This window comes from Cetobacterium sp., assembly GCF_051653945.1.
GTDB lineage: Bacteria > Fusobacteriota > Fusobacteriia > Fusobacteriales > Fusobacteriaceae > Cetobacterium_A.
Genome location: NZ_JBOFXD010000055.1, coordinates 81,133 through 104,624, shown reverse-complemented (window position 1 = coordinate 104,624; position 23,492 = coordinate 81,133). Strand labels below are relative to the sequence as shown.

Below are 23,492 nucleotides of genomic sequence, written 5' to 3'. Positions count from 1 at the left end.
CTAGTCCCATATCTGATAATACTTTTGATATTGCTGCTGTTGTTGTTGTTTTTCCGTGGTCAACGTGTCCGATTGTTCCGATGTTAACGTGCGGTTTGCTTCTTTCAAATTTTTCTTTAGCCATTTGAAATTTCCTCCTGTTTTTCTTTATATTTATTTTTTCTCTTCTTTTACAAAAAAAATCCGCTTAAAAAAAAATCCACACATATCCTTCAAACTGTTTCAGGTTAGTGTAGTATAAGTGGTGGTGAGAGAAGGATTCGAACCTTCGAAGGCAGAGCCGTCAGATTTACAGTCTGATCCCTTTGGCCGCTCGGGAACCTCACCATATCTTATTTAATTTTAATGGTACCCCGTAGGGGAATCGAACCCCTGTTTATAGAGTGAAAATCTATTGTCCTTACCACTGAACGAACGGGGCGTTCATGGTGCCGCTTATCGGAGTCGAACCAATCACCTACTGATTACAAGTCAGTTGCTCTACCAGATGAGCTAAAGCGGCATCCCTTCAGACATTTATAATTATACCCTATCATATAAAAAATGTCAATATTTTTTTTAAAAAAAAGAAGTAGAATAATTCTCTACTTCTAGTTTTATATATTTTCTATTTTTTTAGTTGAGCAAGTAGTTCTCTATATTGCTTTGCCATAACTTTTGTCATCGATTTTTTTATAAGTTGATACCATTTAAACTCTACAGTTTCCATTCCTCTAACTGCATCTGCTACCATTTTTGTTAAAAACTCCTGCTCTTCATAAGATAATTTTAATTCCATTTTATCTTTTGAATCTGCTACTGACTTTACATAATCTAAAAACTGACCAACATTTTGCATTCCACTGTTTACCGCAAATTGCTTTTTTATCTCTTCTATAAATTTAGATAAAAACTTTTTTGTTCCTTTATCTAAAGATACTGAGTATTTTCTCTTACCCTTACCAATTTTTTGAATTGAATTCATCATACCCATCATTGATGACATCGCATTCATTTGCATAGGATTCATGTTATTTGCGTTTACCTTTTGTGCCTTCATTTTTTCCTCCAAAATTTTATATTTTTCCAATAACTTTCTCTATTGTTTCTTTTTTTATAGCTCCCTCTCTAAGAAGTTTTGGAAGCGTTTTTGTTAAATCTAATATTGTTGACTCTATTCCTAAAGGAGACTCTCCTCCATCAACTATAACTTCTACTCTTTCTTTAAACTTTTCACTTAGCTCTTTAAAACTTCTTGGCGTTTTTTCTCCTGAGATATTAGCACTTGTTGTTGGTAAAACTCCACCAACACTTTCAATTATATCTTGAGCTAACTTTAAAGCTGGTATTCTAACTCCAACTGTTTCTCCGTTAGAAACCATTATTCCTGGAACATTTTCTTTCTTATTTAAAATAATAGTCAAAGCACCGGGCCAAAATTCTTGAGCTAACTTTTCTATAATTACCTTTTTTTCCTCATCTATACTTGCTATTTTCTCAATGTATTCCACTTTACTAAGAAGTGCTATTAGCGGAGAGTTAAAGTTTCTTTCTTTTGCTTCATAAATTTTTTGTAAGCCTTTTAGTGAGTTGATACTTGCACCTACTCCATACACTGTATCTGTTGGATAAATTATTATTCCATCATTATTTAATTCATTTTTTATAACTTCTAAATCAATATTGTTTTCTTTAAACACAATTCTTTTCATAATTAATCCTTTTCCTCACCTTTATCTATATAAATAATTCTAACATATATAAAAAAAAAAAGCTAGTAGAATACCAGCTTTTCTATATGCTTTTACTTTTCAAATAACTCAGATACTGACTCGTTATTTACAATTCTTCTAACAGCTTCTGCAAGAATTTCATCAACAGAAACTACTTTTATTTTATCAATCTTTTTAGACTCTGGTAATGCTATTGAATCTGTTATTATTACTTCTTTTAAACAAGAAGCTTGTAATCTCTCAATAGCTGGATCTGAAAATACTCCATGTGTACAACATGCATAAGCTTCAACAGCTCCTCTTGCCATGATAGCTTCTGCTCCATTTGTTATTGTTCCAGCAGTATCAATCATATCATCTATAAATATTGCTATTTTCCCTTCAACTTCTCCAATTAAGTTCATAACTTCTGACATATTCGGTTTTGGTCTTCTTTTATCGATAATTGCTATCTTACAATCTAACCACTCAGCTAATTTTCTAGCTCTTTTTACTCCACCGATATCTGGTGATACAACAACAACTTTATCTCCTGACATTCCTCTAGCTTTAAATGACTTTGCTAATAGTGGTAAAGCTTGCATATGATCCACTGGAATATCAAAGAATCCTTGAATCTGATCAGCATGTAAATCCATAGTTACAATTCTTGTAGCTCCTGCTGTTGTTAATAAATTTGCCACTAATTTCGATGTGATTGGCTCTCTTGGTCTTGATTTTCTATCTTGTCTAGCATATCCATAATAAGGGATAATAACGTTTATTGATTTTGCTGAAGCTCTCTTTAATGCATCAATAAATATTAATAACTCCATTATGTTTTCATTTACAGGCTCAGATGTAGATTGAACAATAAATATATCTCTACCTCTTACTGTCTCTCCCACACAAACATAAACCTCTCCATCTTTAAATCTAACAATTTCAACATCTCCTACTGAAGTTCCATATTTCTCAGCTATTTTTTTAGCTAACTCCATATTTGATGTTCCGGCAAAAATTTTTACCCCAGGTCTTTCCATTTTTTCTATTTCCTCCAATCAAATTTTATAACTTGTTTACTTCTTGATACTGCCAACGCATTTTCAGGTACATCTTTAGTTATTACTGATCCCGCTCCAACTAATGCATTTTCTCCTATAGTGATAGGAGCCACTAACATTGTATCACTTCCTATAAAAGCATTTTTTCCAATTGTGGTTTTGAATTTATTTTTACCATCATAGTTACAAGTTATTGTTCCTGCACCTATGTTAGTTTTTTCTCCTACTGTAGCATCTCCTAAATATGTTAAATGTCCTGCTTTAACACCTTTTTCTAATACTGATTTTTTTACTTCCACAAAGTTTCCTATGTGAACTTCTTCTTTTAAATGTGATTTAGGTCTTAAATGTGCAAATGGGCCTATTGTTACTTTAGCCTCAACAATACTATCCTCTAATACAGAGCTTTCTATTCTTACCTCATCGCCTATTTGGCAATCGATAACTCTTGTATTTCCTAAAATTTCACAATTTTTTCCAATCTTAGTGCTGCCTTGCAGTAGAACTCCTGGATATACAACCGTATCTTGTCCAATTTCTACACTTTCCTCTATATATGTATTATTTTTATCAATTAAAATAACACCATTTTCCATATGAGCTGTATTTATTCTATCTCTCATTATTGAGTTAGCTTTTTCCAATTCAATTTTAGAGTTTATTCCTAATATTTCATCATTATCTTCTAATAAAAAGGCTTCAACTTTCTTACCATCTTTAACATTTATTCCAATAACATCTGTTAGATAGTATTCCCCTTTTTCATTATTATTATTTATTTTTTCAAGAGCTGATAATAACTCTTTAGCTTCAAAGCAATAAACACCTGCATTTACCTCTTTTATAGCCTTTATTTCATCCGTTGCTTCTTTTTCTTCGACAATTCCTACAACATTCCCATCCTCTTTTACAACTCTTCCATATCCAAATGGATTTTCATAAATAGATGTCAATATTGTTATTGTCGCTTTTGAATTTTTATGGTAGTCATATAACTTCTTTAAAGTTTCCTCTCTCAATAAAGGAGTATCTCCACATAATATCATCACTGTTCCCTCAAAATTTTCAAGCTTATCTTTTGCCTGAATAACAGCGTGTCCAGTTCCTAATTGCTCCTCTTGAACTACATATTCAATATTTGGCAGTACTTTTAATACTTCTTCTTTTTTATGTCCTAATATTAATATATTTTCTGTTGAACCAATTTTACTACATGTTTCTACAATTTTTTGTACCATCGGTACTCCACAAACTTTATGTAAAACTTTTGGCAGCTCTGATTTCATTCTTGTTCCTTTTCCAGCTGCTAAAATTAGTGTCTTTAAACTCATCATATCCTCCATTTATTCAACTTTTACATTGTACCATAAGATTTAACATTTTTGCAAAATAATTTTATTGAAGTTTTTCATAAGCTTCATTTATTTCTTTAAACTTTTTTTCATGCATATCTCTTATCTCAGGTTCAGCATTTGCATATCTATCTGGATGATGCTTTTTAGCCAATTCTCTATATGCTTTTTTTAACTCTTCTGGAGTTACACCCTCTTGAACTCCCAAGATTTTATAATATTTACTTTTATCCTCAAAAGTTCCAAAGGGATTATTTTGATAACTACCTTGATAATTTCCTCCATATTGGTTCCCTTGATTTCTAAACATATCTTCAAAATCTTTTTGAGTATATGTTTTATAATAAAAATTTCCTCTTCTTGGATTTTTTTTATTCATAAAGTATCTAATAACTAAAAATATTAGAATAATTGGGAAAAACTGTACTACTATAAATCCAAAAAAAGAAATTAGTAACATTATAAAAAAAAGTGCTGGTAAAGCTGTTATAGCTCTATTCATACCAAATAGTAGTGCTATTATTAAAAAAATAGCCACTGTTAAAACTAATGCTATTGATATCATTATTTTCTCCTTGATTCTTAACTGTATTATAAAATAAGGGAATAGATTTTCTATCCCCTATTTTGATCTAACCTAAATTTTTTCTCTTAAATATTCAATTTTCTCTTTTATATCCTTATCTCTTGGATCGATTTCATAAGCTGCTATATATTCATTTAAAGCTTTTTTATATCTCCCCAAAAATTCATACTCTTTAGCAAAGTCTAAATGAGCACTATATATATCTAAATCCAAAAATATAGCAAAATCATAACTATTTATTGCTTCCACTATTTTTCCTGCTCTCGAGTAGGCATTTCCTAATAAAAAGTAGACAAATGCATCCCCAGGTTTGTTATCCAAAAACATATTAAAATATTTTATACTTTTAGTATAGTTGCCTAATTCGTAGTTTAAGTATCCCAAAAATCCTATTGTATCGCTATCTTTCTTTCCTAAAGCTCTAAGTTTTTCATAAATTTCTAGAGCACCTTCACAGTCTCTCTTATAAAAAAGAATTGTCCCTAATTTTTTTAAATTATCAATATCATTTGCTTTTGTTAAAAGTTCAAATCTTATCTCTTGCTCTTGATTTAATAAATCTTCTTTACTTACATCTATTCTCTTTAGTATTTTTTTTCTTAGCATTTTAATCCCCCTTAGGTTTTTTAAAACTACTCTTTTGAAAATTATATCATATTTTTGCTTTTTATTTAAGATTTTTTAAAATAAAAAAAAAGAGCCTAAGCTCTTTTTAATATAATTATAATGCTGCTTTTGCAGTTTCTGCTAATTTAGCGAACTCAGCTGCATTGTTTAAAGCGATATCTGCTAAAACTTTTCTATCTAACTCGATTCCTGCTCTCTTTAATCCGTTCATTAAAGTTGAGTAAGTTAATCCGTTGATTCTTGCAGCAGCGTTGATTCTGATGATCCATAATTGTCTCATCTTTCTCTTTCTAACTTTTCTATCTCTTGTAGAGAAAGCTTCTGCTCTCATTACAGCTTGCTTAGCTTGCTTGAATACGTCACCTGACGCACCTCTAAATCCTTTAGCAGCTTTTAAAACTTTTTTATGTCTTCTTCTTCTAACTATTCCAGTCTTAACTCTCATTTACTTCTCCTCCTATAATTGGTCCTTTAACAATAATATTCCTAAGAATTATTATCTTCCTACTCCGTATGGTAATAATCCTTTTAAGTGCTTCTCTAATGTTGAAGTGATTACTGTATCCTTCTTTAATCTATTTTTTCTCTTTCTTGACTTCTTTGTTAAGATATGGCTCTTTCCTGGCTTTTTAACAACGAATTTCCCTGTTCCAGTAACTTTAATTCTCTTTTTAGCACCTCTATGAGTTTTCATCTTTGGCATTGTAATGTTCCTCCTCTCAAATCTTCACTATTTTTTTGGCGATAAGATTAAATATTTTTGCTTATCATTATATTTTTTATCAACATCTGCGATTTCTACAAATCTATCAGATATCTGATCTAGCATTCCTATTCCTTGATCAGCGTACATTCTTTCTCTTCCATACTGAACAAGAGTTATTTTTACCTTGTTATCTTTTTCTAAAAACTTTTTAACTTGAGCTATTTTTGTATCCATATCGTGCTGATCTATTCTAGCTCTAAACTTTACCTCTTTAACAATAACTTGCTTCTGGTTCTTTTTAGCATCTTTAGCTTTTCTAGTCTGCTCATATTTGTACTTTCCATAATCCATTATTTTACATACTGGTGGCGTAGCATTTGGTGATATCTCAACTAAATCTAATTCTTTTTGTACAGCAACTTCTAATGCTTCCATTGCTGACATTATTCCTAATTGCTCTCCAGTTTCAGAGATAATTCTTAACTCTCTACCTCTTATCTTCTCATTAATTCTAACTTTGTCCGAAATAATAGACACCTCCTATTAACTATCAAATAAAAAAAACAGGACGTAAATTTCCTGTTTAACTCAAATAATTATTAGGGCTCGCCCTAAACAAAAATTTAATGTAACCTTTATGTAGGTCTTAGCCCCATAAGGTGAGAAACAGGAAGTCTCTTCTTAATAAATCTTTTTCATTGTCTTTAATTATTATAACACGATTTTACAAAAAGTCAACTGAATTTTTTCTTGATTTTATTGAGGCCCCCTAATAATTTAGAGGACCTTTTAACTTTATTACTCTTCGCTTGAAGAAACTCCATACTTTTCAATTAACTCTTTATTCTCATTTTTTTCTTTTTCTAATTGAACTTTTTTTATAGAAAGTTTTATTCTTTTCTTTTCAGAATCAATTTCAACAATCTCAGCTAAAACAACTTGCCCTAACTTAAATGTCTCTTTTAAATTCTTTATAAAATCTCTAGAAGCTAATTGAGTTGGAATAAATCCATCTACTCCCTCTCCTAATTTTACAAATATTCCAAAATCTTGAATATTTTTTATCTCTTTTTCTACTCTATCTCCAACTTTATAATTTTCTAAAGCTGTTTCCCAAGGACTTTTTGTTAAATCCTTGATACTTCCTTTTATCTTTTGTTCCTCTAAGTTTAACTCTACTACTTTAAACTCTACCTTATCTCCCTTAGAATATCTTTTGTTCCCTGACCATGCAAAATCTGAAGTATGGATAAATCCATCTACTCCCTCTTCAACTTGTACAAATATTCCAAATGGTTTTACTTCTACAACAGTCCCAGTTAGAAGTGTTCCTACTGCAAATTTATTTTCAGCACCTTCCCATGGATTAGAACTTAATTGCTTTATACCTAACTTTAACTTTCTTTCTTTAGGGGATAACTCCGTAATAATAACTTTAACTTCATCTCCTACTTTAACAAAGTTATTAACGTTTACTTTTTTACTTGTCCAAGAGAAGTCTGAACTATGGATTAACCCTTCAACTCCTGGTAATAACTCTACAAAAGCTCCATAATTTACTACTCTTGTTACTTTACCAGTTACTTCTTGACCTATGCTATTATTTTCAGCAACTATCTCCCAAGGATTTTTTGTTAAAGATTTTATAGATAGTTTTACATTTCTTTTATCTCTTTCAATCTCTATAATTTTTGCTTCAATTACATCTCCTGATTTATATAACTTATGTAAATCTGAAGTTTTTTTCCAATCTACTTCTGAAATATGAATAAACCCTCTAGCTTCATCTAACTTTACTGTTAATCCAAAATCTAATACTTCTAATATAGTAGCTTTTACAACTTCACCTAAACTTAATTTATCAATTGCTTCCAGCTCTTTTGCAACAACAATCTCTTTTCTTGATAAAAGAATCTTCTTTCCTTTTTTATCCTCTTTTATCTCTTTAACAGCAAGTGGTAATTCTTTACCTATAAACGAATCTCCTTTATCTGCAGGAATTTCTGATAATGAGTTAGGTAAGAATCCTTGTTGATGATATACTTCAACAATATATCCACCTTTTACTCTCTTCAAAACTTTTCCAGTTACAATCTCGTGGTTTTGAAGTGCTTTTTCTAATTTTTCAGCTCCAATTTCCATATCGATTCTTTTTTTAGACCCAATTAAAACTAAAGAATCTTCCTCTTCAGCTTGAGATACTATCAGAACTTCAACTTCGTCTCCTACAGCATATTCTGTTAACTCTTCTGTTCTTACTCTTACAGCCTTTGGCTCTCCAGGTACTTCTAAATATGTAAAGTTTCTATCCATATTTACAATTGTTCCAGTCACTTTAGTTTTTATTTCTTCATCCTCTTTTACTGGCATGTACTCGTTTAATAATGCTTCAAAATCTTCGTAGTAATCAAAGTTAGACATTAAAGTTCCCCCTTATTTTATTTTCTATTTTTTTTATTATATCTTCTGGTGTTGATGCTCCAGCTGTTATACCTATTTTCATATTTTCAGAAAATATAGACATATCTAATTCTTCATCATTTTGAACTAAATAACTGTTGGGATTTTCGGCTTTTGCTACTTCCAGAAGTTTTTTGCTATTTGAGCTTTTTAAGTCACCAATTACGATTACTATATCGCAAATATTTGCTAACTTTTTAGTAGCCTCTTGTCTTTCACTAGTCGCTCCACATATCCTATCAAATATCTGAGCATTTGAATAGTATTTTTCTAAATATTCTTTTATCTCTAAAAATTTACTTTTATTCAAAGTTGTCTGAGTTAACACCGAATATCTTTTACTCCTATCTAAGGAGCTTTCTTTTAATTCTTCTAAATTTTTTAGAACACTAACTTTTCTTCCAAAGGAAATAATCCCCTTTACCTCTGGATGCTCTTTATCTCCAATAAAAATTATTTCATCTCCAAGATTCTCTCTTTCAATTAGCATCTCTTTTATCTTATCTACAAAAATACATGTTGCATCATGTATTTCTACTTCTTTTCTTTCTAATATATTTATAATTTGAGAAGTTGTCCCATGAGCTCTAATCACTATTGTGTCCCCTTTTTTTAAAGGGTCTTTTCCTTCTAATATATCTTTTTCATCAACTATTATAAATCCTATATTTTCCATCTCTTTTACAACATCTTTATTATGAACAACCATTCCGAGGATATATTTTTTAGATATATTTTTTCTAGATATCTCATAGCAAGTTTCAACAGCTTTTTTTACACCGAAACAAAATCCCATTTTTTCAGCTCTTATTATCTCCACTTTTTATTTTTACTCCTCATTAAATTTTTTCACTTCAATTAATTCAATTAAATCAGCTACCATCTCTTCTTCGTCTTCTCCATCGCACTCTAAAGTTAAAACTCTTCCTTGTTCTGCTGCAAGAAGCATCAATCCCATAATACTTTTTCCATTTATAACCTCATCTTCAAATATTACATTTATATCTGAATCATATTTACTTGCTGTTTGTACAAATAATGATGATGGTCTTGCGTGTAATCCAGCCTTATTTTTAATAGTTACTTCCACTTTTTTCATTTTTAATTTCTCCCTTCAATTATTTCTAAATACTCATTTAAGATATTTTTTATCTCTTGAGAATCTTTAGATTTTAATAGTTTTATTTTAATCTCTTTTAATTCTGACATCTCTATTTTTCTAATTAAATTTCTTACTTTCGGAATATACGCTGGTGCCATGCTTAAATCTCTTATTCCTAAACTCAGTAAAGCTATGACAGCTTGATTTTCTCCAGCCATTTCTCCACATACTGAAACTTTTTTATTTTTTCTAAGACCTGCACTAGAAACCATATTTATCGCTCTTATCACTGCAGGATCATAACAATCGTAAAGCTTTTCAGCTATTGGACTATAACGATCTGTTGCAAGTATATATTGTGTTAAATCATTCGTTCCAATGGAAAAAAAGTCTACATAATCAGCAAAAATATCTGCTAACATAACATTTGACGGTACTTCTACCATCATTCCAACTTCTATATTTTCTTTAAATTCTTTCCCTTCAATCAAAAGTTCTTTTTTACACTCTTCTACTAAATCTTTAGCTTCAACTATCTCTTTTAAATTTGTTATCATTGGATACATCATCTTTATATTGTGATGAGTTGCAGCTCTTAAAATTCCTTTAATTTGATTTTTAAAAAGATTCTTGTCTGCCAAAGTTAATCTCATCCCTCTACATCCTAAAGATGGATTTTCTTCATCAACCATTTTATAGTAAGATAATTTTTTATCTGCTCCTATATCTAAAGTTCTTATAATTATAGGTTTATTAGGCTGACTTTCTTCAAACTCTCTTGCTATATTTTCATATATTTTTTTTTGTTTTTCCTCATTTGGAAATTCTATAGCATCCATATATATAAGTTCTGTTCTCAACAGTCCAATACCGTCAGGTTTTTTTCGACTAATTTGAGTTATATCTAATCTACCACCTATATTTAAATGCAAATAAACTCTTTCTCCATCCAAGGTAACTGTTTCTTTATCAACAGACTCCTCTATCTCTTTCATTTTATTTCTATATCTGTTTTTTTCTTCATCATATCTATTTAATGTTTTTACATCTGGGTTAGTTACAACTTTACCTTCCATAGACGTTGTATCTAAAATTATTTTATCTCCCCAATCTACAGAAAAAATATCATTTCCACCCATCAACGTAGGTATTTCTAATGCCTTCGTCAATATTGCAGTGTGAGATGTCTCTCCCATATACTCCATTATTATTCCACTTAAATTTATTCCACTATAATAAATTTTCAAAAGCTCAGATGGTAATAATTCTCTAATTACCAAAATTTTACCATTTAGGTTTGAATCTATGTCATCTTCATGTGTTAGATTCATTATTATTCTTTCACTTATATCCTTTATATCTAAGGCTCTTTGCTTATAAATTGGATCCGCTATTTTTTCAAACATTTCTATATATTTATTAGAAACCTTTTTTACAACTGCTTCTGCATTATTCTCTTCTTTTTTTATTCCTTTTTTTATATCGCTTATAAACTGAGGATCATCTAACATCATTATATGTACAGTTAAAATCTGTAAGTCTTCCTTATTTATTTTACCCTCTAAGTTCCCTTTAATTTGTTTTATATCATTTTTAGCTTTTTGTACACTTTCTAAAAATCGTTCTATTTCCTCCTCAACCTTTTCAGAGGAAATTTTATAATTTTCAATATCTATTCTTTTTTTTCTTTCTATATAGGGTTGACCTATAACTATTCCTGGGAAAATACTTTTACCTACAATAACTCCCATTTTACTCACCCCTTAATCATTAGTTGATATAAAAAATTATACCGTATTTCTATTCATTTTTAAACTATTATTTGATTATAATTACTTAAAAAAAATAAATAATTTTTTTCAAAAAAAGTATTGACATTTTTTTTTTTTTGTATTATATTAATTGCAAGATTAGCACTCCACTAAGTTGAGTGCTAATAAAAAGTTAAAAAAGGGTGATTTTATGGTTGTCAGCGATAGAGAAAAGCTCGTTCTTAGTGCCATTATAGATTTTTATCTTCTTTCTGGAGAAACAATCGGTTCTAGAACTCTTGTTAAAAAATATAATATAGATCTATCCTCTGCAACAATAAGAAATGTAATGTCTGACTTAGAGGATATGGGATTTATCTCAAAAACTCATACTTCTTCCGGAAGAATACCCACGGATAAAGGCTATAAATTTTACTTAGAAGAACTTCTAAAAATTGAAAAACTTTCAAGAGAAGAACAAGCTAGAATAAATTCTGTTTATGATATCAAGATGAGAGAATTAGATTCTGTTTTGAAAAAAACTTCAATGCTTTTATCTAAATTAACTAACTATGTTGGAATCGTTATTGAACCTACACACAAAAAAGAAAAAATAAAAAAAGTTGAACTAGTTCATATTGATGACTATATGGCTATGGCTGTTATAGTTATGGAAAATAAAAGTGTTCGAACCAAAAAGATTTTCTTCGAAGAAGTGTGTAGTCAAAGTGAACTCATAAAGTTATCACAACGAATTAATAACGAAATAAGAAATAGTTCTGTTGAATCTCACGAAATTGAAAAGATTATTGACTTTGTTTATAGTGAAGTTGAGGGAAAACTCTTTTTAGAAAATTCCTCTGAAATATTTAAAGATAAACAGGTTAATGATATTAGTGATGTTCTAGATATTTTTTCTAAAAGAGAAAAAATAAAAGAGCTTTTCGAAGAGGCAATCAAATCTAGACCTTTTAAAGAGGGTGAAGTTAATGTTATTTTCGGCGAAGAACTCGCTGTAAAAGGATTAGAAGATTATAGCTTTGTGTATTCTGTTTATAATATGGATAACTCTCCAGGTATAATTGGTGTCATGGGACCTAAAAGAATGTCTTATTCAAAAACTATGGGTCTTGTACAACATGTTACAAAAGAGGTTAACAAAGTTATAAAAGAAATAAGTAATGAAGGAGATAGTGATGGCAGATAAAGAAATAAAAGAAGAAATAGTTGAAGAAATGACTAATGATACAGAAAATAAAAATGAAACTATAGAGACTGGGTCTCAAGAAGATGAGATCAAAAAATTAAAAGGTGAAGTTGAAGATTGGAAAAACTCTTATTTAAGAAAACAAGCTGATTTCCAAAACTTCACAAAAAGAAAAGAGAAGGAATTTGACGATTTAAAAGCTTTTGCTTCTGAAAAAGTAGTAGTAAAAGTTTTAGATATAATCGACAATCTTGAAAGAGCTATCGCTGCTTCTTCTGAAACAAAAGATTTTGATTCCCTTGTTAAAGGTGTTGAATTAACACTTTCTCAAATGAAGAGTACTGTTGCTAGCGAAGGTGTTGAAGCTATAGAAACTGAAAAGGCTACATTCGACCCTCATTTACATATGGCTGTTTCTATTGAAGATTCAGCAGATTATGCTAATGATGAGATTATAGCAGAGTTTCAAAAAGGTTATAAAATGAAGGGGAAAGTTATTAGACCCTCAATGGTTAAAGTTTGTAAAAAATAATATTAAAAAATTCAGATATATTAGGAGGTTTTTTAAATGGCAAAAATTATAGGAATTGACTTAGGAACTACTAACTCATGTGTTGCAATAATGGAAGGGGGATCAACTACTGTAATCCCTAACGCTGAAGGAGCAAGAACAACTCCATCTGTTGTAAGTATTAAAGATAATGGTGAAATTATTGTTGGAGAGATTGCTAAAAGACAAGCTATCACAAATCCTACATCGACTATCCTTTCAATCAAAACACATATGGGAAGCGATTATAAAGTTGATATTCATGGAAAAAAATATACACCACAAGAAATTTCAGCTATAATATTAAAAAAATTAAAGTCTGATGCTGAAGCTTATTTAGGAGAAAAAGTTACTGAAGCTGTTATTACTGTTCCAGCTTACTTTACAGATGCTCAAAGACAAGCTACAAAAGATGCTGGTGTTATTGCTGGATTAGATGTTAAAAGAATTATAAACGAGCCTACTGCTGCTGCTCTAGCTTATGGACTTGAAAAAGCTGGAAAAGAAGAGAAAGTTTTAGTATTTGACCTTGGTGGAGGAACATTTGACGTTTCTATCCTTGAGATTGCTGACGGAGTTATTGAAGTTATATCAACTTCAGGAAACAACCACTTAGGTGGAGATAACTTTGACGATGTTGTTATCAAATATTTAGTTGAAGAGTTTAAAAAAGAGAGTGGAATAGATTTAGCTAATGATAAAATGGCATACCAAAGACTTAAAGATGCTGCAGAAAAAGCTAAAAAAGAGTTATCTACATTAATGGAAGCTCATATCTCTTTACCATTCATAACAATGGATGCAACTGGACCAAAACACTTAGATATCAAATTAACTAGAGCTAAGTTCAATGACTTAACTAGAGATTTAGTTGAGGCTACTCAAGTGCCTACAAAAGATGCACTAAAAGCTGCTGGATTAAATCCTTCAGATATCGACGAAATCTTACTAGTTGGAGGTTCTACAAGAATTCCTGCTGTTCAAGAGTGGGTTGAATCTTACTTTGGTAAAAAACCTAATAAAGGTATAAACCCAGATGAGGTTGTTGCTGAAGGAGCTGCTATTCAAGGTGGAGTATTAATGGGAGATGTTAAAGATGTATTACTTCTTGATGTTACTCCATTATCTTTAGGAATTGAAACTTTAGGTGGAGTATTTACAAAAATTATTGAAAGAAATACTACAATTCCTGTTAAGAAATCACAAGTATTCTCAACTGCTGTTGATAATCAACCAGCTGTTACAATAAATGTATTACAAGGTGAAAGAGCAAAAGCTTCTGATAACCACAAATTAGGAGAGTTCAACTTAGAAGGAATCCCAGCTGCTCCAAGAGGAGTACCTCAAATCGAAGTTACATTTGATATTGATGCTAACGGAATCGTTCACGTTTCTGCAAAAGATTTAGGAACTGGAAAAGAAAGTACTGTAACTATCTCTGGTTCAACTAACCTTTCTGCTGATGAGATTGAAAGAATGAAAAAAGATGCTGAAGCTAATGAAGCTGACGATAAAAAATTCAAAGAGTTAGTTGAAATAAGAAATAAAGCTGATATGTTAATTGCTTCTACTGAGAAATCTGTAAAAGATTACGCTGAAAAAGTTACTGAAGATGAGAAAAAAGCTATTGAAGCCGCTATCGAAGAGCTAAAATCAGTTAAAGACGGAGAGGATAAAGAGGCTATAGATGCTGCAATTGAGAAATTATCTCAAGCTGCTCACAAATTAGCTGAAGAGATCTACAAAGATGCTCAAGCTAAACAACAAGGTGGATCTGCTCCAGAAAATAACGGAACTGATGACGTTGCCGACGCTGAGATAGTTGACTAATATTAGTAATTAATATATACTTTACTTAAGGGATAGAGATGACTCTATCCCTTATTTTAAGAAATGGAGGATTTTTGTAAATGGCTAAAAGAGACTTTTATGAAGTTTTAGGGATTGCTAAAGGGGCATCTGATACTGAAATAAAAAAAGCATATAGAAAAGCTGCTATGAAGTATCACCCAGATAAATTTAGTGGTGCTAGTGATACTGAAAAAAAAGAAGCTGAGGATAAATTTAAAGAGGTTAACGAGGCATACCAAGTTCTTTCAGATGAAAATAAAAGAGCTCAATATGATAGATTTGGTCACGCTGCTTTTGAAAATGGTGGCGGTGCTGGTGCTGGCGGATTCGGTGGATTCGGTGGCGGTTTTGAAGATTTAGGAGATATCTTTGGATCATTTTTTGGTGGAAGTGGCGGATTCGGTGGATTCGGTAGTTCTCGTCAAAGAGGTCCAGAACCTGGTGAAGATTTAAGATATAATCTTGAATTAACTTTAGAAGAAGCTGCAAAAGGTATAGAAAAGACATTGAAATATAAAAGAACAGGAACTTGTAAAACTTGTCATGGTAGTGGTGCTCAAGAGGGTTCTAAAATGAGCAAATGTTCTAAATGTAACGGAACTGGAACTATAAATGTTACTCAAAGAACTGTGTTTGGAAATTTCCAAACAACACAAGAATGTGATGCTTGTCATGGTAAAGGTGAAGTTCCTGAAAAAAAATGTAAAAAATGTCATGGTACTGGGATTGATACAGAAACTATTGAAAAAACAATTAAGATTCCTGCTGGCATTGATGATGGTCAAAAACTTAGACTTTCTGGAATGGGTAATGCTAGTACTGAAGGAGGACCTAATGGTGACTTATATGTTTATATCTCTGTTAAACACCACCCATTCTTTGAAAGAAATGGTGAAGATATAATTTGTAATGTGCCAATTACTTTTGCTCAGGCAACTCTTGGAGGAGATATTGAAATACCTACATTAAATGGTAAGAAAACAATTAAAATTCCTGCTGGAACTCAAAATGATAAAATGTTCAGACTAAAAGGAGAAGGAATCAAAAATCCTAGAAGTCCTTATACTGGTGACCAAATTGTTAGAATTAAAATTGAAGTTCCTGTTAATTTAAACCCTGAACAACAAGAACTTTTAAAGAAATTTGATGAGAGTCTAAAGGATAAGAACCATAAAGATAATAAAAACTTCTTTGATAAATTAAAAGATTTCTTCGCTTAAAAATTATTGAAAAGTGTATCACCTTGTGGTATACTTGTCTTAGAAAAACTATATTATCTAAGGGGGCTACAAGATGAACGAATTATTTGCTAAATATGGTGGAATGATACTTACTTTTGCTATTTGGGCAGCTGTATTTTATTTCCTACTTATTTTACCAAACAAAAAGAAGCAAAAGAAACATCAAGAAATGTTAGACTCGTTAAAAGAGGGAGCTGAAGTTGTTACTAACGGTGGTATCAAAGGTACTATATCTAGTATCGGCCCTGAGTTCTTAACTATTAGAGTTGATAAAGGTGTTAACATCCAAGTGCTTAAGAATTCTATTTCAAGAGTTTTAAAATAAAAATATTTACAAAAGGATGGAATTGGTATACTTTTCCATCCTATTTTATTATTCTAGATCAATGGAGAAAATTATGAAAAAATACCTTATATTTTTTATTTTTTGTTTGTTTTCATTAACTATATTTGCCAATAGTACAATAAAAAGAGTTAGGCTTAATAATAATCCTCCACAATTAATCTTTGATATTTCTAGCACTGTTAAACCTAAATATAATTCCAGTTATGATGAATATAATCGATTAATTTTTCTCGAAATTGAAAAAGTTAAAATGGGAACAAAATTAAATAGTTCAAGTCTTTCTGGTAAAAACATTGAAAAAATAGATATGATTGACTACGGTTCAAATATTGGATTTTTTATAAAATTAAAAAAAGGATCAGGACATAGAGTTTACTCTTTATCTAATCCACATAGAATTGTTATAGATTTAAAAGCTACTAACTCTTCTAAAAAAGAGTTTACTGTAGCTATTGATGCAGGACATGGTGGGAAAGATCCAGGAGCAATCGGATTTAATAAGTATAAAGAAAAAGAGATTGCTTTAGCTGTAGCAAAGAAATTACAAAGTAAACTCTCTAAAGATTTTAATGTTATCATGACTAGAAGTAACGATACTTTTATTAGTCTTTCTGAAAGAAGTCGAATTGCTAATCGAGGAAAGGCAGATATTTTTGTAAGTTTACATTTAAATGCATCTAAAAATTCATCAGCTCAAGGAATGGAAATATTTTATTTTTCAAAAAAATCATCTCCTTATGCTGAAAAAATTGCATCTTACGAAAATAGCTTTGGCGAAAAATATGGTGAAAAAACAACTAGTATAGCTCAAATTATGGGAGAACTTGCATATAACAAAAATATGGAAAAATCTATAACTATTGCTAGACCACTAAATTCATCTCTTTCTAAAAGATTAGGCATGAGGGATAGAGGGATTTATGGAGCTAACTTTGCTGTTCTAAGAGGATTTAACGGTCCTGGTATCCTTGTTGAACTTGGATTTATAACAAATAAATCTGACGTAACTAAACTTTCTAAAGATGCAAACCAAAATGTTATGGCAGATGAACTAGCAAATAAAATTAGATCATTTTTCTATTAGGAGGTTTTATGTCGCATAAATTAAAAATTTTTTTAGTCATTTTAATAGCTCTTACTATTGCTACTGGAGTATATTCAAATAAAGTAAACAAAGAAAGCGAAACAGTAACAAATATATCTACTCCTACTTTAGAGAGTATTCAAAAGACAGAGATTACTACCCCAATTTTTTTCCCTAATTTAAAACAAGGAAAATTATCAAAAGAAGATATTATTTTAAATTCTAATCTATCTAATAAAGAGGATATTTTAAAAGATATCATATCTCAACTTTTTAAAAAATTAGAAGATAAAAATATCTTAAAAAAAGAAAATTTTAAATATGAAGTATACATAAAAAATAGAACTCTTTACTTAGATTTAGATTCTAAAATTTTATCTTCTGCAAAAACTCCACAGGAAGAATTACTTTTAATCTACTCTTTTGTAAATAGTTTACTAACTCCTGGAGGAGCAGATAATGTAGTTTTACTTATTGATGGTTCGACTGCTGAAAAAGTTAATTTTATTAACATAAGTAAAAGCTATAAACTAAACAGTAATATATAAAATTTTGGGGAGTTTCTATTTTCAGAGACTCCTTTTTAAAAATTTGGAGGAAGATTATGAATATAGATTTTTTTAAAAAGGAATTAAGCGATGCTCTTTCTAAAAAAAGATATGAACACTCTATAAGAGTTTTAGAAACAGCTCTAGCTCTAGGAAAAATTTACAATGCTGATTTAAATAAAATAGCATTAGCTTCCCTTTTACATGATTATGCCAAAGAATTTACAAGAGAGGAGCTTCTTAAAATATCTAAAGAGCATTTTAGAGATGAAACAAAAGATTACTTAACCAATGTTGAAATCTTACATAGTTATGTCGCTTCTTATATCACAAAAGAAAAATTTAAAATTGATGATGATGAAATTTTAAACGCTATAAAATTTCACACAACTGGTCGCAAAAATATGGGCTTAGTCGAAAAAATAGTTTATATAGCTGATGCTATTGAACCTAAAAGAGATTATCCTCATGTTGAAAAAATTAGAGATTTAGCTCTAGTAGATTTAAACAAAGCCATTCTACTAGAAGTTAATAAAAAAATAGAGTATCTTATAAAAGGAGATTATACCATTCATGTAAACTCTATCGAGATGCGAAATTGGCTTTTAAAAATAAGCTAATAGGAGGAATTTATGAAAACAAATACAAAATTAGATAAACAACTTGATAAATTAAAAAATATATTAAAAGATAGTAAAGCTTTAACTCTTGATGAGATAACTAAAGCTATGGGGTGGTCTCCAAAATTTAAAAAAGAAAATAGAGAAATTCTTGAAATTTGGATTAATTCTGGAGAAATTATGAAAAATAAAAGAAATAAATATAATATCCCTGAAAATTTAGGTTTTATTAAAGGTAAATTTTCAAATATTAAAGGCAAATTTGGTTTTGTTGATACTGATACTGAGGGATACTTTATCCCTAGAAGTAAATTTGGTACAGCCTTAGATGGAGATACTGTTTTAATAAACGTTACAACACCAGAAGGAAAAGGAAAACAAGAGGGAGAAATTGTCGAAGTTCTTGTAAGAGAAAAAAATACAATTATAGGAATCTTTGAAAAGAAAGAAAACTTTGGTTTTGTAAGACCAACACAATCTTTTGGTAGAGATATATATATCCCTAAAAACTTTTTCAATAAAGCTAAAGATGGAGAGTTAGTTGTTGTTGATGTAACTTTTTGGGGAAGTGATGAAAAAAAACCTGAGGGAAAAATTCTTGAATCAATTGGTAATCCTTTCGATACAGACAATATGGTTAAAGCTTTAATTCTTAGAGAAGGTTTATCAGAAGAATTTCCAGATGATGTTATTGCCGAAGCTCGTCAAATCCCAACTACAATATCTGAGGATGAAATAAAGAAAAGAAAAGATTTAAGACATCTTCCAATAATAACTATTGATGGTGACGATGCTAAAGACTTGGATGATGCCGTTTATGTTGAGAAGTTAGATAACGGATATTATAAACTTATTGTAGCTATTGCTGATGTTTCACACTATATTCCAACTGGTTCTAAATTAGATAAAGAAGCTGAAAAAAGAGGAAACTCTGTTTATTTAGTTGATAGAGTTTTACCAATGTTCCCTAAAGAAATTTCAAATGGAATCTGTTCTTTAAATCCGCACGAAGATAAACTTACATTTTCTGTTGAACTTCTTATTGATTCCCATGGAAGAGCTATCGATATTCAAACATATAAATCAGTTATTAAAACTGCTCATAGAATGACTTATGGAAATGTTAATAAAATTATTGCTAAAGATCCTGAAACTACTGAAAAATATAGTGATATCGTAGATATGATATTTACTATGTTAGAGCTTTCTAAAATTATAAGAGCTATAAAATACAATAGAGGTTCTATTGATTTTGATCTTCCTGAAGTTAAAGTTGTTTTAGATGAAAATAAAAAAGTTAAGTACTTAAAAAATATCGAAAGAGGCGAATCAGAAAGAATCATCGAAGACTTTATGATTATGGCTAATGAAGCTGTTGCAGAGAAACTTTTCTGGTTGGAAATACCTTCTGTTTATAGAGTTCATGAAACTCCTGACCCAGAAAGAGTAAAAACTTTAAGCGAAACTCTTTCTAGATTTGGATATAGACTTCACGCTTTTGAAGATATTCATCCAAAAAAATTCCAATCTATTATTGAGGATTCTGAAGCTAGAGGTATCAATATGATTGTGCACAAAATGATTTTAATGTCTCTTAAACAAGCTAGATATGGTGTTGAAAACTTAGGTCACTTTGGTCTATCATCTAATTATTATACACATTTTACATCTCCAATTAGAAGGTATGCTGATTTACTAATACATAGAATTTTAAATATTGCTATACACGGCTATCCAACTAAAAAGCAATTTGGAACTCTTATAAACTATCTTCCAGAGGTTACACAGCATATCTCTCAAACAGAGAGAAAAGCTATGAAAGTAGAAGATGAAAGTATTAAAATTAAAATAGTTGAATATATGCTTGATAAAATTGGAGATGAATTTAAAGCTACTATAGTTGGATTTAACAATAAAAAAATATTCTTTGAAACAGAGGAGCATGTAGAGTGTTTCTGGGATGTAACTACAGCTAAAAACTTCTATGAATTTGATGAAAATAATTATGTCATGAAAGATTTAGATACAAATAGAGAGTTTCATTTAGGAGATAAAATAGAGATTTTAATCGTTAGATCAGATTTACAAATGCTTGAAATCGAAGTTATTCCAACTGAGTTTTGTCATGAATATACAGGGAGAAGAAAAGAGGGGAGATTTTAATGATTTTAGCTAATAACAAAAAAGCTTTTTTTGACTACTTTATTGAAGATAGATTTGAAGCTGGAATTGAACTAGTTGGTAGTGAAGTAAAATCTATAAAAGCTGGTAAAACTAGCATTAAAGAGTCTTTTATTAGAATAATAAATAACGAAATTTTTATCATGGGAATGACTGTGGTTCCGTGGTCTTTTGGTAGTGTTTATAATCCTGATGAAAGAAGAGTTAGAAAGCTTCTTTTACATAAAGGAGAAATTAAAAAACTCCATGAAAAAGTTACTCAAAAAGGCTATACAATTGTACCTTTAAACATTCACTTATCTAAAGGATTTGTAAAAGTAGAAATAGCTTTAGCTAGAGGTAAGAAAAATTATGATAAACGTGACTCTTTAGCTAAAAAAGATCAACAAAGAAGTATTGAGAGAGAAGTAAAAGAAAGATATTAATAAAAAAAAGCAGATAAATTATCTGCTTTTTTTATTCTATTAAAATTTGTAGATTAATCCTAATCCAAAGGCATCTACATGCTTACTGTATCTTATATTTTTTACATTTTTATCATTTATATAGTCTACATATGAGTATGTTGCCATTAATTCAACTTGTGAACTATACTTATATTTAACTCCTGCTGAATACATATTTGCATCCAAAACATAATCTGTATCAGTATATGTTTTCTCGTTAGCTCCTGTATCTGTATATTGGTATCCTGTCATTAAAGTCCACTTTTCATTTAATTGATAATCTAAACCAACTGCTACCTCATATCCATTATCATAGTGATTAAAGTTTCCTAAGTCATCACTCGCTTCTTTTATGAAATAATAGTTTCCAGAAGCCAAAAGTGTCAATCTGTCTGTTGCTCTATAAGAAGCTCCTATTGCAGCTACTGCTGGTAGGTTTCTTTTTCCGCTTCCCTCTGACATCCACTGTCTAATTGCTGGATCTTTAGCAATCATATTATAAAAAGTATTCCCTGATATTGTTCCTAATCCAGGAATTGTTATTGATGGTACTGAATTATTAAATCCATTTTTTAATTTATGCTCTTTATTATCAAAATCTAGCTTAGTTTCAGTTTCATATCTCATTCCTAAATTAAATCTATCATTTGGATGGTAGTTTAATCCAAATATTCCAGCTACTCCAAAAGCTGTTCTTTCAGAATCTATATCAAATTTTGGTTTTATTGCTCCACCTAAAACTTCAAAATTTCCTTCACCTTTGAATTTTCTTTCAGCGTCAATTAATCTAAGTCCAACTGCTCCACTCCAAGCTTCGTTGAATTTTCTAGCTATTCCACCTTGAAAAGCCACATAATATGACTTACCATGTATTGTTGAACCGCCTGTAAAATTTCCACCTATCTGACTAAATTTATCATCAGCTATCTCTGGAAAAGTTCCTATTCCTCCACCATATGCTACACTTCCTCCACCTGCTACTGCACCAGCATGGAAGAAAAATGCTGTATCTCCTTTTTTCTTTACAATTTGTAAACTTGGAACTACTGGAGATCCCTTATCACTTTTAAATTCTCTTGTCTTTCCAGATAAATCAGTATGCTCCATACTATACTCTTTCAAATGTGTTTGATTATTTACTTGTATATAAGTTCCATCTTCTAACCACACTGTTCCAGCTGGATTATAGTATGCTCCAGATACTCCAACTTTTCCAACCATAGCTGGATGTGCTAAATACTCCGCATCCTGTTGCGAAAGATAATCTATACTTCCTCCCATAGCATTAGCTGATAAAACTACCCCTAATAATATTAATTGTTGTTTAAACTTCATTATCTCTCTCCTTTGTCATTTCTAAAGCTTTTTCTATCAATACATTTCCCATTTCTATAATCTCTTTTTTAAAAGTTTCAAACTCTATATCAGTATAGAATCCTGTACAAATTAGGGTTGCATACCCATGAGAAAAATACCATCCCTTTTTTATAACCCATTCAATTATATCTTCAGGAAATTGATTATATTCCTTATTGTTATTAAATCCACTATATATTAAATTTCTAAAATCATCCATAATTTGATCCGTAAACTCTCTAGGTAATCCCTCTCTTAAAAAAATTGTTCTAAATAATGCTTTTTCCTCTTTAGCAAAAAGACATATCCCTATCCCTATATTTAAAATTGATAAATCAGTATAGTCACGTTTTGTGTATTCAAAAAGTTTTGTTTTGGCTTTTTTAGATAGCTCATTTTTTAACTCGTCCATAGATTTAAATGTTGAATATATAGCGATTGTCGATACCCCCAAATTTTTAGCTATATTTCTTGCTGTTACTTCCTTTAAACTCTCACTATTTAAAATTTTAAATGCACACTCTAAAATCTCTTCTCTAGTAAAATTAGGCCTTCTTCCCATTTTTTCTCCTATTTGTTATGTTATTTTTCTAAGCATGTTTTATATTATATCTTACTATACGTATAAATTCAATTTTTTTATTATATATCACTGTTATGAAATATTTGTTTTTTTACACAACACTGTTATGAAATAACTTAAAAAAATAGAAAAAGAGGCTA

General features: G+C 30.2%; 26 protein-coding genes and 3 tRNA genes. 10 read left to right on the top strand and 19 right to left on the bottom strand.

What is annotated here, in order from left to right:
* The 17 genes from ACRC8M_RS06400 to ptsP all read right to left on the bottom strand — a co-directional run.
* Nucleotides 1–124, bottom strand: a 124-nt coding sequence (locus ACRC8M_RS06400; protein ID WP_438504918.1) for a GTP-binding protein, incomplete at its 3' end; no start/stop codon positions are given.
* 118 nt (nucleotides 125–242) lie between these two features.
* Nucleotides 243–327: transfer RNA gene (locus ACRC8M_RS06395), tRNA-Tyr, on the bottom strand.
* A 19-nt stretch (nucleotides 328–346) separates the two neighbouring features.
* Nucleotides 347–421, bottom strand: a tRNA-Glu gene (locus ACRC8M_RS06390).
* Nucleotides 422–426: 5 nt separating this feature from the next.
* Nucleotides 427–502 (bottom strand) — tRNA-Thr (locus tag ACRC8M_RS06385).
* Between the two features lie 105 nt (nucleotides 503–607).
* Nucleotides 608–1,039: a hypothetical protein gene (locus ACRC8M_RS06380; RefSeq protein WP_438528373.1), complete on the bottom strand. Its 432-nt coding sequence runs from the start codon at nucleotides 1,037–1,039 to the stop codon at nucleotides 608–610.
* Nucleotides 1,040–1,055: 16 nt separating this feature from the next.
* On the bottom strand, nucleotides 1,056–1,691 hold the full coding sequence (locus ACRC8M_RS06375; RefSeq protein WP_438528372.1) for an L-threonylcarbamoyladenylate synthase: 636 nt from the start codon (nucleotides 1,689–1,691) through the stop codon (nucleotides 1,056–1,058).
* Nucleotides 1,692–1,783: 92 nt separating this feature from the next.
* The gene (locus ACRC8M_RS06370) at nucleotides 1,784–2,734 is read right to left on the bottom strand and encodes a ribose-phosphate diphosphokinase (protein WP_438528371.1); all 951 of its coding nucleotides are present in this window, start codon (nucleotides 2,732–2,734) and stop codon (nucleotides 1,784–1,786) included.
* 5 nt (nucleotides 2,735–2,739) lie between these two features.
* Nucleotides 2,740–4,086 (bottom strand): bifunctional UDP-N-acetylglucosamine diphosphorylase/glucosamine-1-phosphate N-acetyltransferase GlmU, encoded by a 1,347-nt coding sequence (gene glmU / locus ACRC8M_RS06365; RefSeq protein ID WP_438528370.1) that lies wholly within the window; start codon nucleotides 4,084–4,086, stop codon nucleotides 2,740–2,742.
* A 64-nt stretch (nucleotides 4,087–4,150) separates the two neighbouring features.
* Nucleotides 4,151–4,672, bottom strand: a complete 522-nt coding sequence (locus ACRC8M_RS06360) for a J domain-containing protein (RefSeq protein WP_438528369.1) — start codon at nucleotides 4,670–4,672, stop codon at nucleotides 4,151–4,153.
* Between the two features lie 72 nt (nucleotides 4,673–4,744).
* On the bottom strand, nucleotides 4,745–5,299 hold the full coding sequence (locus ACRC8M_RS06355; RefSeq protein WP_438528368.1) for a tetratricopeptide repeat protein: 555 nt from the start codon (nucleotides 5,297–5,299) through the stop codon (nucleotides 4,745–4,747).
* Nucleotides 5,300–5,414: 115 nt separating this feature from the next.
* Nucleotides 5,415–5,765, bottom strand: a complete 351-nt coding sequence (rplT, locus tag ACRC8M_RS06350) for a 50S ribosomal protein L20 (protein ID WP_023050246.1) — start codon at nucleotides 5,763–5,765, stop codon at nucleotides 5,415–5,417.
* A gap of 51 nt (nucleotides 5,766–5,816) precedes the next feature.
* Nucleotides 5,817–6,023 carry a 50S ribosomal protein L35 gene (gene rpmI, locus ACRC8M_RS06345; RefSeq protein WP_297599014.1) on the bottom strand — a complete coding sequence of 69 codons (207 nt, stop codon included), beginning with the start codon at nucleotides 6,021–6,023 and terminating at the stop codon, nucleotides 5,817–5,819.
* A gap of 27 nt (nucleotides 6,024–6,050) precedes the next feature.
* Nucleotides 6,051–6,563, bottom strand: a complete 513-nt coding sequence (gene infC, locus ACRC8M_RS06340; protein ID WP_023050248.1) for a translation initiation factor IF-3 — start codon at nucleotides 6,561–6,563, stop codon at nucleotides 6,051–6,053.
* 261 nt (nucleotides 6,564–6,824) lie between these two features.
* A complete protein-coding gene (locus ACRC8M_RS06335; protein ID WP_438528367.1) occupies nucleotides 6,825–8,447 on the bottom strand; it encodes a S1 RNA-binding domain-containing protein in 1,623 nt (540 codons plus the stop codon).
* Nucleotides 8,440–9,306, bottom strand: coding sequence for a 4-hydroxy-3-methylbut-2-enyl diphosphate reductase (ispH, locus tag ACRC8M_RS06330; protein WP_438528366.1), 867 nt, complete (start codon nucleotides 9,304–9,306; stop codon nucleotides 8,440–8,442). The genes ACRC8M_RS06335 and ispH overlap by 8 nt, the downstream gene beginning before the upstream one ends.
* Nucleotides 9,307–9,315: 9 nt before the next feature.
* Nucleotides 9,316–9,585 carry an HPr family phosphocarrier protein gene (locus tag ACRC8M_RS06325; RefSeq protein WP_438528365.1) on the bottom strand — a complete coding sequence of 90 codons (270 nt, stop codon included), beginning with the start codon at nucleotides 9,583–9,585 and terminating at the stop codon, nucleotides 9,316–9,318.
* Between the two features lie 2 nt (nucleotides 9,586–9,587).
* Nucleotides 9,588–11,339 carry a phosphoenolpyruvate--protein phosphotransferase gene (ptsP, locus tag ACRC8M_RS06320; protein WP_438528364.1) on the bottom strand — a complete coding sequence of 584 codons (1,752 nt, stop codon included), beginning with the start codon at nucleotides 11,337–11,339 and terminating at the stop codon, nucleotides 9,588–9,590.
* A 211-nt stretch (nucleotides 11,340–11,550) separates the two neighbouring features.
* Here ptsP and hrcA point away from each other — a divergent pair, with 211 nt between their 5' ends.
* The 10 genes from hrcA to smpB all read left to right on the top strand — a co-directional run bounded on the left by hrcA (nucleotide 11,551) and on the right by smpB (nucleotide 21,392).
* Nucleotides 11,551–12,546 (top strand): heat-inducible transcriptional repressor HrcA, encoded by a 996-nt coding sequence (gene hrcA / locus ACRC8M_RS06315; protein ID WP_438528363.1) that lies wholly within the window; start codon nucleotides 11,551–11,553, stop codon nucleotides 12,544–12,546.
* Nucleotides 12,536–13,078: a nucleotide exchange factor GrpE gene (grpE, locus tag ACRC8M_RS06310; protein ID WP_438528362.1), complete on the top strand. Its 543-nt coding sequence runs from the start codon at nucleotides 12,536–12,538 to the stop codon at nucleotides 13,076–13,078. Before hrcA ends, grpE begins: the two co-directional genes overlap by 11 nt.
* 36 nt (nucleotides 13,079–13,114) lie before the next feature.
* Entirely contained in the window at nucleotides 13,115–14,926 is a 1,812-nt protein-coding gene (gene dnaK / locus ACRC8M_RS06305) for a molecular chaperone DnaK (protein WP_438528361.1), read from the top strand.
* An 80-nt stretch (nucleotides 14,927–15,006) separates the two neighbouring features.
* Nucleotides 15,007–16,167, top strand: a complete 1,161-nt coding sequence (gene dnaJ / locus ACRC8M_RS06300) for a molecular chaperone DnaJ (protein WP_438528360.1) — start codon at nucleotides 15,007–15,009, stop codon at nucleotides 16,165–16,167.
* 73 nt (nucleotides 16,168–16,240) lie between these two features.
* Nucleotides 16,241–16,513 carry a preprotein translocase subunit YajC gene (yajC, locus tag ACRC8M_RS06295; RefSeq protein WP_023050257.1) on the top strand — a complete coding sequence of 91 codons (273 nt, stop codon included), beginning with the start codon at nucleotides 16,241–16,243 and terminating at the stop codon, nucleotides 16,511–16,513.
* A 73-nt stretch (nucleotides 16,514–16,586) separates the two neighbouring features.
* Entirely contained in the window at nucleotides 16,587–17,618 is a 1,032-nt protein-coding gene (locus ACRC8M_RS06290; RefSeq protein WP_438528359.1) for an N-acetylmuramoyl-L-alanine amidase, read from the top strand.
* Between the two features lie 8 nt (nucleotides 17,619–17,626).
* Nucleotides 17,627–18,166: a GerMN domain-containing protein gene (locus tag ACRC8M_RS06285; protein ID WP_438528358.1), complete on the top strand. Its 540-nt coding sequence runs from the start codon at nucleotides 17,627–17,629 to the stop codon at nucleotides 18,164–18,166.
* A 56-nt stretch (nucleotides 18,167–18,222) separates the two neighbouring features.
* Nucleotides 18,223–18,786, top strand: a complete 564-nt coding sequence (yqeK, locus tag ACRC8M_RS06280; protein ID WP_438528357.1) for a bis(5'-nucleosyl)-tetraphosphatase (symmetrical) YqeK — start codon at nucleotides 18,223–18,225, stop codon at nucleotides 18,784–18,786.
* A gap of 12 nt (nucleotides 18,787–18,798) precedes the next feature.
* Nucleotides 18,799–20,949, top strand: a complete 2,151-nt coding sequence (gene rnr, locus ACRC8M_RS06275) for a ribonuclease R (protein ID WP_438528356.1) — start codon at nucleotides 18,799–18,801, stop codon at nucleotides 20,947–20,949.
* Nucleotides 20,949–21,392: an SsrA-binding protein SmpB gene (gene smpB / locus ACRC8M_RS06270; RefSeq protein WP_438528355.1), complete on the top strand. Its 444-nt coding sequence runs from the start codon at nucleotides 20,949–20,951 to the stop codon at nucleotides 21,390–21,392. Before rnr ends, smpB begins: the two co-directional genes overlap by 1 nt.
* A gap of 39 nt (nucleotides 21,393–21,431) precedes the next feature.
* On the opposite strand, the gene ACRC8M_RS06265 is transcribed toward smpB, so the two are convergent.
* Complete coding sequence (locus ACRC8M_RS06265) at nucleotides 21,432–22,748, bottom strand: OmpP1/FadL family transporter (RefSeq protein WP_438528354.1); 1,317 nt, start codon at nucleotides 22,746–22,748, stop codon at nucleotides 21,432–21,434.
* Entirely contained in the window at nucleotides 22,738–23,331 is a 594-nt protein-coding gene (locus ACRC8M_RS06260) for a TetR/AcrR family transcriptional regulator (protein ID WP_438528353.1), read from the bottom strand. Before ACRC8M_RS06260 ends, ACRC8M_RS06265 begins: the two co-directional genes overlap by 11 nt.
* Nucleotides 23,332–23,492: the final 161 nt, after the last annotated feature.

Coding starts and splice junctions, on each gene's coding strand:
- yajC (WP_023050257.1), top strand. CDS start 16,241: ATGAACGAATTATTTGCTAAATATGGTGGAATGATACTTACTTTTGCT.
- dnaJ (WP_438528360.1), top strand. CDS start 15,007: ATGGCTAAAAGAGACTTTTATGAAGTTTTAGGGATTGCTAAAGGGGCA.
- ACRC8M_RS06260 (WP_438528353.1), bottom strand. CDS start 23,331: ATGGGAAGAAGGCCTAATTTTACTAGAGAAGAGATTTTAGAGTGTGCA.
- grpE (WP_438528362.1), top strand. CDS start 12,536: ATGGCAGATAAAGAAATAAAAGAAGAAATAGTTGAAGAAATGACTAAT.
- yqeK (WP_438528357.1), top strand. CDS start 18,223: ATGAATATAGATTTTTTTAAAAAGGAATTAAGCGATGCTCTTTCTAAA.
- smpB (WP_438528355.1), top strand. CDS start 20,949: ATGATTTTAGCTAATAACAAAAAAGCTTTTTTTGACTACTTTATTGAA.
- ACRC8M_RS06285 (WP_438528358.1), top strand. CDS start 17,627: ATGTCGCATAAATTAAAAATTTTTTTAGTCATTTTAATAGCTCTTACT.
- ACRC8M_RS06355 (WP_438528368.1), bottom strand. CDS start 5,299: ATGCTAAGAAAAAAAATACTAAAGAGAATAGATGTAAGTAAAGAAGAT.
- dnaK (WP_438528361.1), top strand. CDS start 13,115: ATGGCAAAAATTATAGGAATTGACTTAGGAACTACTAACTCATGTGTT.
- rplT (WP_023050246.1), bottom strand. CDS start 5,765: ATGAGAGTTAAGACTGGAATAGTTAGAAGAAGAAGACATAAAAAAGTT.
- glmU (WP_438528370.1), bottom strand. CDS start 4,086: ATGAGTTTAAAGACACTAATTTTAGCAGCTGGAAAAGGAACAAGAATG.
- ACRC8M_RS06335 (WP_438528367.1), bottom strand. CDS start 8,447: ATGTCTAACTTTGATTACTACGAAGATTTTGAAGCATTATTAAACGAG.
- ACRC8M_RS06325 (WP_438528365.1), bottom strand. CDS start 9,585: ATGAAAAAAGTGGAAGTAACTATTAAAAATAAGGCTGGATTACACGCA.
- ACRC8M_RS06380 (WP_438528373.1), bottom strand. CDS start 1,039: ATGAAGGCACAAAAGGTAAACGCAAATAACATGAATCCTATGCAAATG.
- ACRC8M_RS06290 (WP_438528359.1), top strand. CDS start 16,587: ATGAAAAAATACCTTATATTTTTTATTTTTTGTTTGTTTTCATTAACT.
- ptsP (WP_438528364.1), bottom strand. CDS start 11,339: ATGGGAGTTATTGTAGGTAAAAGTATTTTCCCAGGAATAGTTATAGGT.
- hrcA (WP_438528363.1), top strand. CDS start 11,551: ATGGTTGTCAGCGATAGAGAAAAGCTCGTTCTTAGTGCCATTATAGAT.
- ACRC8M_RS06370 (WP_438528371.1), bottom strand. CDS start 2,734: ATGGAAAGACCTGGGGTAAAAATTTTTGCCGGAACATCAAATATGGAG.
- rpmI (WP_297599014.1), bottom strand. CDS start 6,023: ATGCCAAAGATGAAAACTCATAGAGGTGCTAAAAAGAGAATTAAAGTT.
- rnr (WP_438528356.1), top strand. CDS start 18,799: ATGAAAACAAATACAAAATTAGATAAACAACTTGATAAATTAAAAAAT.
- ACRC8M_RS06375 (WP_438528372.1), bottom strand. CDS start 1,691: ATGAAAAGAATTGTGTTTAAAGAAAACAATATTGATTTAGAAGTTATA.
- ACRC8M_RS06265 (WP_438528354.1), bottom strand. CDS start 22,748: ATGAAGTTTAAACAACAATTAATATTATTAGGGGTAGTTTTATCAGCT.
- ACRC8M_RS06360 (WP_438528369.1), bottom strand. CDS start 4,672: ATGATATCAATAGCATTAGTTTTAACAGTGGCTATTTTTTTAATAATA.